Below are 382 nucleotides of genomic sequence, written 5' to 3'. Positions count from 1 at the left end.
GCTTTTTCACCTGTTCCCCTTTCAATAACACCTTTTAATAAAAATGTCATCTTTTGGGCAACTTTCTCGTTCGTCACACGAGTTTCTTTCTTATACCATTTTCCAATTGTTTCCCCTTCAGCATTTTGGATTTCTCTAATGGCATGAGCTTCTACTTGGACACCATCATTTGCAAGTGCGCTATACGCTTGAGCCATTACAAATGGTGAAGTCCCTACATGCATACCTCCTAAAGCAATCGGATAAGTATGGTCTTCAGGCTCTAATGGAATACCAAACCGCTCTAAAGATTTCAATCCTTTATCTAATCCAATTTTCTCTAATAACCAAACTGCTGAAACATTATATGACTTTGCCACCGCTTCATACATCGTCACATTAC

At 38.7% G+C, this 382-nt stretch carries 1 protein-coding gene; it reads right to left on the bottom strand.

The window, feature by feature from the left end:
* Nucleotides 1-382, bottom strand: a 382-nt coding sequence (locus tag AC1DJR_RS33905) for a penicillin-binding transpeptidase domain-containing protein (protein WP_477004665.1), incomplete at both ends; no start/stop codon positions are given.

The organism is Bacillus sp. 05T31, assembly GCF_056396725.1.
Note: the sequence above shows the minus strand (reverse complement) of the source record. Positions and strands in the feature narration are given on the sequence as shown.